The organism is Paracoccus versutus (genome assembly GCF_000763885.1).
GTDB classification, from domain to species: Bacteria; Pseudomonadota; Alphaproteobacteria; order Rhodobacterales; family Rhodobacteraceae; genus Paracoccus; species Paracoccus versutus.
In genome coordinates this window covers 1-6743 of sequence record NZ_JRKO01000112.1, presented here as the reverse complement: position 1 = coordinate 6743, position 6743 = coordinate 1, and the positions used below count along the sequence as shown (strand labels likewise).

At 64.3% G+C, this 6743-nt stretch carries 5 protein-coding genes and 1 pseudogene; 3 read left to right on the top strand and 3 right to left on the bottom strand.

Annotated elements, in window-relative coordinates; genetic code table 11:
* Positions 1-127 (bottom strand): annotated as a pseudogene (locus IT40_RS30385) (inorganic phosphate transporter); the annotation flags it as partial.
* Positions 128-378: 251 nt separating this feature from the next.
* Between IT40_RS30385 and IT40_RS25690 the strand changes: the two are divergent.
* The 3 genes from IT40_RS25690 to IT40_RS25680 all read left to right on the top strand — a co-directional run bounded on the left by IT40_RS25690 (position 379) and on the right by IT40_RS25680 (position 5107).
* Positions 379-1380: a TAXI family TRAP transporter solute-binding subunit gene (locus IT40_RS25690; RefSeq protein ID WP_036761200.1), complete on the top strand. Its 1002-nt coding sequence runs from the start codon at positions 379-381 to the stop codon at positions 1378-1380.
* An 83-nt stretch (positions 1381-1463) separates the two neighbouring features.
* Entirely contained in the window at positions 1464-3530 is a 2067-nt protein-coding gene (locus IT40_RS25685) for a TRAP transporter permease (protein ID WP_036761198.1), read from the top strand.
* 155 nt (positions 3531-3685) lie between these two features.
* Positions 3686-5107 (top strand): alanine/glycine:cation symporter family protein, encoded by a 1422-nt coding sequence (locus IT40_RS25680; RefSeq protein WP_036761195.1) that lies wholly within the window; start codon positions 3686-3688, stop codon positions 5105-5107.
* Between the two features lie 507 nt (positions 5108-5614).
* Here IT40_RS25680 and IT40_RS25675 read toward each other — a convergent pair.
* Both IT40_RS25675 and IT40_RS30605 read right to left on the bottom strand, forming a co-directional pair.
* The gene (locus IT40_RS25675) at positions 5615-6343 is read right to left on the bottom strand and encodes an aspartate/glutamate racemase family protein (RefSeq protein WP_036761204.1); all 729 of its coding nucleotides are present in this window, start codon (positions 6341-6343) and stop codon (positions 5615-5617) included.
* Positions 6344-6354: 11 nt separating this feature from the next.
* Complete coding sequence (locus IT40_RS30605) at positions 6355-6477, bottom strand: hypothetical protein (protein WP_275600376.1); 123 nt, start codon at positions 6475-6477, stop codon at positions 6355-6357.
* Positions 6478-6743: the final 266 nt, after the last annotated feature.

Sequence of the window (6743 nt, the reverse complement as noted above, 5' to 3'; positions counted from 1 at the left end):
CGCTTTCGAACACCGCCGCGATGACGATGGCGCCCCCCATGCTGAGCGCGTTCGCCCCCACCGCAGGACCCATGTTGTTGGCCACATCGTTGGCCCCGATGTTCAGCGCCATGTAGGCGCCAAACACATCAAAGACATCGTTGCAACATGTCCGGCATCCTGGGCTCGAACGCCACGAGCTGGGCGGCTGCGGCGAAAGGCGGCTGGCCGAGGGCGACGAAAATTCCCGCCGGCGCCCTCCAAAGCCGGACGGCAAGGGCGTGCTCGGCCTTCGGGACGCAACGACACCCGCGCATTTTCGCGCATCCCGGCGGTTGTCTTGCGTGGCGGCTCTGCCTAACCTCGACCTGAACGATCTGGGAAACAGGGGACATGCACATGAAATTCAGGACAATGTTGGCGGCCCTCGCCGTCGCCGCCTCCTTCGGCCAGGCCGCGGTGGCGCAGGAGATGTCATTCTTCCGCATCGGCACCGGCGGCACCGCCGGCACCTACTACCCGATCGGCGGGCTGATCGCGAATGCGATCTCGAACCCGCCCGGCTCGCGCGCCTGCGAGGACGGCGGCTCTTGCGGCGTGCCGGGGCTGGTGGCGACCGCCGTGGCCTCGAACGGCTCGGTCGGCAATGTGAACGCGATCAACGGCGGTGCGATGGAGGCGGGCTTCAGCCAATCCGACGTGGCCTATTGGGCGCAGACCGGCACCGGGCTGTGGGAAGGCCAGCCGGCGGTCGAAAAGCTGCGGCTGATCGCCAACCTCTACCCCGAAAGCATCCATCTGGTGGCACGCAAGGACGCGGGCATCGCCTCGGTGGCCGATCTCAGGGGCAAGCGGGTGTCGCTGGACGAGCCGGGCTCGGGCACGCTGGTCGATGCCAAGATCATCCTCGAGGCCTTCGGCCTTTCGGAATCCGACATCACCCCGGAATATCTCAAGCCCGACCAGGCGGCGGACCGCATGCGCGACGGGGCGATGGACGCCTTCTTCTTCGTCGGCGGCTATCCGGCCGGCGCCATCGCCGAACTGGCCAGCCAGCACGACGTGGCGCTGGTGCCAATCACCGGTCCCGAGGTCGACACATTGCGCGAGACCTACAATTTCTTCGCCGCCGACACGGTTCCGGCCGGAACCTACGAGGGACAGGACACCGATGTCGCCACGATCTCGGTCGGGGCGCAGCTGGTGACCAGCGCCGACCAGCCCGAGGAGCTGGTCCACGGCATCACCCAGGCGCTATACAACGAGAACACGCAAAAGCTGTTCGCGGCCGGCCATGCCAAAGGCAAGCAGATCACGCTGGAGAATGCGACCCAAGGCGCGGGCATCCCCTTCCATCCGGGCGCCGAGCGTTTCTACAAGGAAGCCGGCAAGCTCGAATGAGCATGGCCAAGAACTGACGGAAAGGACGCGGCCGGACCCCGGTCCGCGTCCTTTGGTCCTGAACCGAACGGCAGGAAAACGACATGACCGAGAAAACACGCCCGCTCTCCGACGACGAGCTTCGCGCGCTGGAGGAGGAATACGATCCTGAGGCGCGTTTCCGCACGGTCACGCGCCCCATCGCGATCCTGTCCGGGATCATCCTGTTCCTGCTGTCGGTCTATCACTTCTACACGGCAGGCTTCGGCATCCCGCGCGCCACCACGCATCGCGGATTGCACATGGGCGTGTCGCTGTTCATCATCTATCTCAGCTTCTCGTCGCTGGCGCGCAACCGCCACAGGACGGACGGTTTCGCCGTCCTCGGCGTGCCGGTGACAGACTGGATGCTGGCCATAGGCGGCGCCGTCAGTGCCTTCTACGTGCCGTGGATCTATGACCAGCTGGCCTTCCGCGTCGGCAATCCGCTGCCCATCGACATCGCCATGGGCACGGTGCTGCTGGTGGCGCTGATGGAGGCGGTGCGCCGCTCGATGGGCTGGCCGCTGCCGGTCATCGCGATCCTGTTCATCGCCTACGCCTATTTCGGCAAGTCGATGCCCGGCATCCTGGTGCATCCGGGCGCGGACTGGGCCAATATCGTCAACCACCTCTACCTGACCTCGCAGGGCATCTACGGCACCGCGCTCGGCGTCATCGCCACCTATGTGTTCCACTTCGTGCTTTTCGGGGTGATGGCGCAAAAGATCGGCCTGGGGCAGTTATTCATCGACCTGGCCACTGCGCTGACCGGGCGTTTCGCCGGCGGACCGGCCAAAGTCTCGGTGGTGTCCTCGGCGATGCTGGGCACGATCTCGGGCTCGTCGATCGCCAATACCGTAACCACCGGCGCGCTGACGATCCCGGCCATGATCAAGATCGGCTTCAAGCGCCACTTCGCCGCCGCGGTCGAGGCGGCCTCCTCGACCGGCGGGCAGATCACGCCGCCGGTCATGGGCGCGGTCGCCTTCCTGATGGTCGAATATCTGGGCATCCCGCTGCGCACCATCCTGATCGCCGCCGTCGTCCCGGCCTTCATGCATTTCTTCGGCGTGCTGGTTCAAGTCCATCTGGAAGCCAAGCGTCTTGGCATCCGCGGCCTGCGCCGCGAGGAACTGCCGAAAGCCGGCAAGGTCCTGCGCGAGGGGTGGCTGTCGGTCTTTCCGCTGGTCCTGCTGGTCTGGATGCTGATGTCGGGCCGCACGCCCTTCTTGTCGGCCTTCTGGGCCATCACCGCCTGCATGATCGTCTATCTGATCCAGCGGGTCATGGCGGCCGGCGCCGTCGAGGGCATCAAAGAAACCGCCGCCGGCATCTATGAGGGCTTCGTCGCAGGCGCACGGCAATCGCTGGCCGTGACGGCGGCGGCGGCGCTTGTCGGCGTGGTGATCGGCGTCGTCACCCTGACCGGCGTCGGCTTCAAGATCGCCTTCATGGTGACGAGCGTGGCGCAGAACTGGGCCACGTCCTTCCATGGCCTGCTGGCTGTGCTGCCGTTTGAACTGCTCAGCATCCAGACGCTGACGCTGCTCTTCACGCTTCTGATGACCGCGGTCGTCTGCGTGCTGATGGGTTGCGGCGTACCGACGACGGCGAATTACATCATCATGGTGGCCGTGGCCGCCCCGGTCCTGGGCATGATGAACGTCGAGCCGCTGGTGGCGCATTTCTTCGTGTTCTATTTCGGCGTGCTGGCCGATGTGACGCCGCCAGTCGCGCTGGCCGCCTATGCGGGCGCCGGGATCGCCGGAGCGAACGGCTTCAAGGCCGGCAACACCGCCTTCCGGCTGTCGATGGGCAAGGCGCTGGTGCCTTTCGTCTTCGTCTTCTCACCTTCGCTCTTGCTGGTCACGCAGTCGTTCACCCTGCCCGACTTCCTGCTGGCCTTCACCGGCGCGGTCCTGGGCATCGTGGCGCTGTCGGCGGCGATCACGAACTGGCTGCTGGGACCGCTGCTGCTGGTTGAGCGGCTGCTGCTGCCCGTCGCAGCGCTGATGATGATCGCGCCGGAAATCGTCTCGACCGTGATCGGCGCGGCGATCCTGGCCGCGGTCGTCCTGCGGCAGTATCTCGCCGGAAGCTCCGGCCCGAGCCCGGAAGCGGCCAGATGAGCCGGAGCCTTTCTCGCCCTTCCGCGCGGCACTGATCCCGGCGATGCCGGGAGGCGGGCAGTCCGAAAGACCATCGGAATTGCCCAATCCCCGGACGTAGGCTAGTCTTTCCATACAGGCGTCAACCCTATCCGTTCCGAACTGGAGAACCCAAGGTGACGGCAGTTATCGGTTTTCTGAATACGATCTTCTGGGGATATGTCCTGATCTACGGCCTGCTGGCCGTCGGGATCTATTTCACCATCCGGCTGCGTTTCCAGCAGATTCTGCATTTCCGAGAGATGATCCGGTCGATCGCCGCCGCCCCTGCGGCAGACCGTCAGGGGATTTCCCCGTTTCAGGCGCTTTGCACGAGCCTGGCCTCGCGCGTGGGGACCGGCAACATTGCCGGGGTCGCGGTGGCGCTGGTCCTTGGCGGGCCGGGGGCGATCTTCTGGATGTGGATGGTCGCCTTTGTCGGCATGGCGACCGCCTATTCGGAATCGACGCTGGCCCAGCTCTACAAGGTCAAGGACAGCAGCGAGCCCGGCGGCGTCTATCGCGGCGGTCCCGCCTTCTACATCGCGCACGGCCTTGGCCTGCCCTGGCTTGGCGCAGTGTTCTCGGTTTGCCTGATCCTGTCCTTCGGGCTGGTGTTCAACGCGGTACAGGCGAACTCGATCGCGGATGCGATGGAGGGGGCCTTCGGCATGCCCAAGCTGGCGACCGGAATTGCCATCGCCGCGCTGACCGGCGTGGTGATCTTCGGCGGCATCCGGCAGATCGCCACCGTGGCGGAATATGTCGTGCCCTTCATGGCCGGCATTTATCTGCTGGTCGCGATCATCGTCGTGCTGATGAACCTGGGCGCGGTTCCGGGAATGCTTGGCCATATCGTGTCCAACGCCTTCGGCCTGACCGAGGCGGCCGGCGGCATCACGGGCGGCATCGCCGCCGCCATGCTGAACGGGGTAAAGCGCGGGCTGTTCTCGAACGAGGCCGGGATGGGCTCGGCACCGAATATCGCGGCAGCGGCAACGCCCAACCCTCACCATCCCTCGAGTCAGGGTTTTGTTCAGGCTTTCGGTGTCTTCATCGACACCATCCTGATCTGCACCTGCACCGCACTGATGATCCTGCTCTCGGGGGTCTATGTGCCGGGGGGTGAACTGACGGGCACGCAACTGACCCAGTCTGCCCTGGCCGACCATATCGGAACCGCCGGCCCATTATTCGTGGCGGTGGCGATCTTCTTCTTCGCCTTTACCTCGATCATCGGCAATTACGCCTATTCGGAAATGGCGATGACTTTTCTTGGCATCGGCAACAAGGCCGGGCTTACCACCCTGCGGTGCCTGGTACTGGTCATGGTGTTGTGGGGAGCGCTGCAGGCGGTCACGACGGTGTTCGATCTTGCCGATGCCTCGATGGGGCTGATGGCGACGATCAACCTGATCGCCATTGTCGCCCTGTCGGGAACGGTTGTGGCGCTGACGCAGCATTATTTCGCGCAACGCGAAGCGGGACGCATCCCGAAGTTCAGCATTCGCGAACATCCCGAAATGGCAAAGGGCGTCGACGCCGATATCTGGTCCTAATCGAGGCGCCCTATGGCGCACTGGGATGGCACAACACTCCATTGAGACGATCAGGCACAGGACCGGAAGGTGGTGTCCAGTGACCGCTCTGATGTCTTTTTCAAGGGTTTTCTCACGCGATCGGGGACGCCGGGGCGTTTATTGCGATCTGGACGCCCAAAGGTGGGCACAAGGTCTGAAGACGTCGGTGAACAAGCTCTGATGCGCGGGCTGGATACCGCATGACCGATTGTGCGTCTCGGGGCTATTCCTGTCTTACACCGGGCGTCAGCATAAAGCTGGCCACAAAGCGATTGTCAGATATTCCCCTGCCATCGACCTCGTGCCCGCCATCCGGGGTTCAGAAAGCACCTTGGCCACAATACGGCCAATACACCGAAACTCTTTCATTTCCCCCTCGCAACCGCAGCGCGCTGTTCCGGCATCCGGGGCAGCTTTCGTTGAATGGGGCTGACCTCATGCCCGTCGGGAATGACCGCGTCGGGGCGACGGCCCGGAAAGCCGGCACTACATCGCCCCCTGATAGCGGCAGGCGACGCAGGCGCGTTCGACATGGCGGATCATGCTGTTGAAATCGAAAACCGGCCTTCCGGTCACGGCCTGAATCGCCTGCGCATAGGGGGGCAGATCCGAGCACTCCAGCAGGATCGCGCCGATCCGGGGATGGCGCTGGACCAGACCGGCGGCGACGGTCATGATCTCCTCTTCGATCCGCGCGCTGTCGAGTGTCCCCTTTTCCTCCAGAATGGCGCTGCGGAATTCCGGCTGATCCTCCATCCCGGCAATATGCAGCGCAACCTTGGGATCGGCTCCGCAAGCCGCGAAATGCGCCGGCGTCAGGCGGGATGCGTTGGCGGTGATCACGCCGACCGGGCGGCCGGTGATATGGGCGATGAACGGGATCTGCAGCAGCGGCGACAGCAGGACGGGGATCTCGACCGCCGCCGCAACCTCGCGCTGGAAAAGGGCCATGAAGCCGCAGGCGCCGGTGATGGCCTTGACCCCCTCGGCCTGCAATTTCCGGGCGCCCTCGATGAAGGGCGCGACCAGCGCCGGATCGGCCTGATTGAGCAGCCGGTCGATCGACGCCCCCTCAACCTGGTGATAGCGCACCGGAAAGGGATAGGTGCTGGCATTGCCGACATTGCCGGGAATGCAGGGATAGGCGGCATCGAGGATCAGGATACCGATGCTTTCCCCATACCATGACTGGGATTTTCGACGGATCTGGAACATCTTCGCCCCCATCAGATCGCGAAGCGTTTCAGGGTGCGCTTTTCCAGCCATGGCACCAGCCGCGTCCGCGGGAAGGCGACGACGAAATAGATCAGCGCGACGGCGGTATTCCTGCTGATGCTGGGGCTGGGCACCCCTTTCGGCCCGCGGACCTTGGGCTTCCCGGTCCGGCTGCTGATCCTCAGCCTCGCGATGACCGGCATTGTCCACGTGATCTTCCAGCACCTGCTGGACGTTCCCGGCCTTTAAGGAAAAGACCATGTTCGAGACTTCTGACCTGCCCCCCGGTCGTCCCTCGTTCATAACGAGAGTCCTTTGGGTTGATATTGGTCGGTTTCGGGTTGGGCAAGCGGGTCGGGCGCGGAGCCCCCAGTTTGCTCAAGCGCCCTGCGCGCTTCTG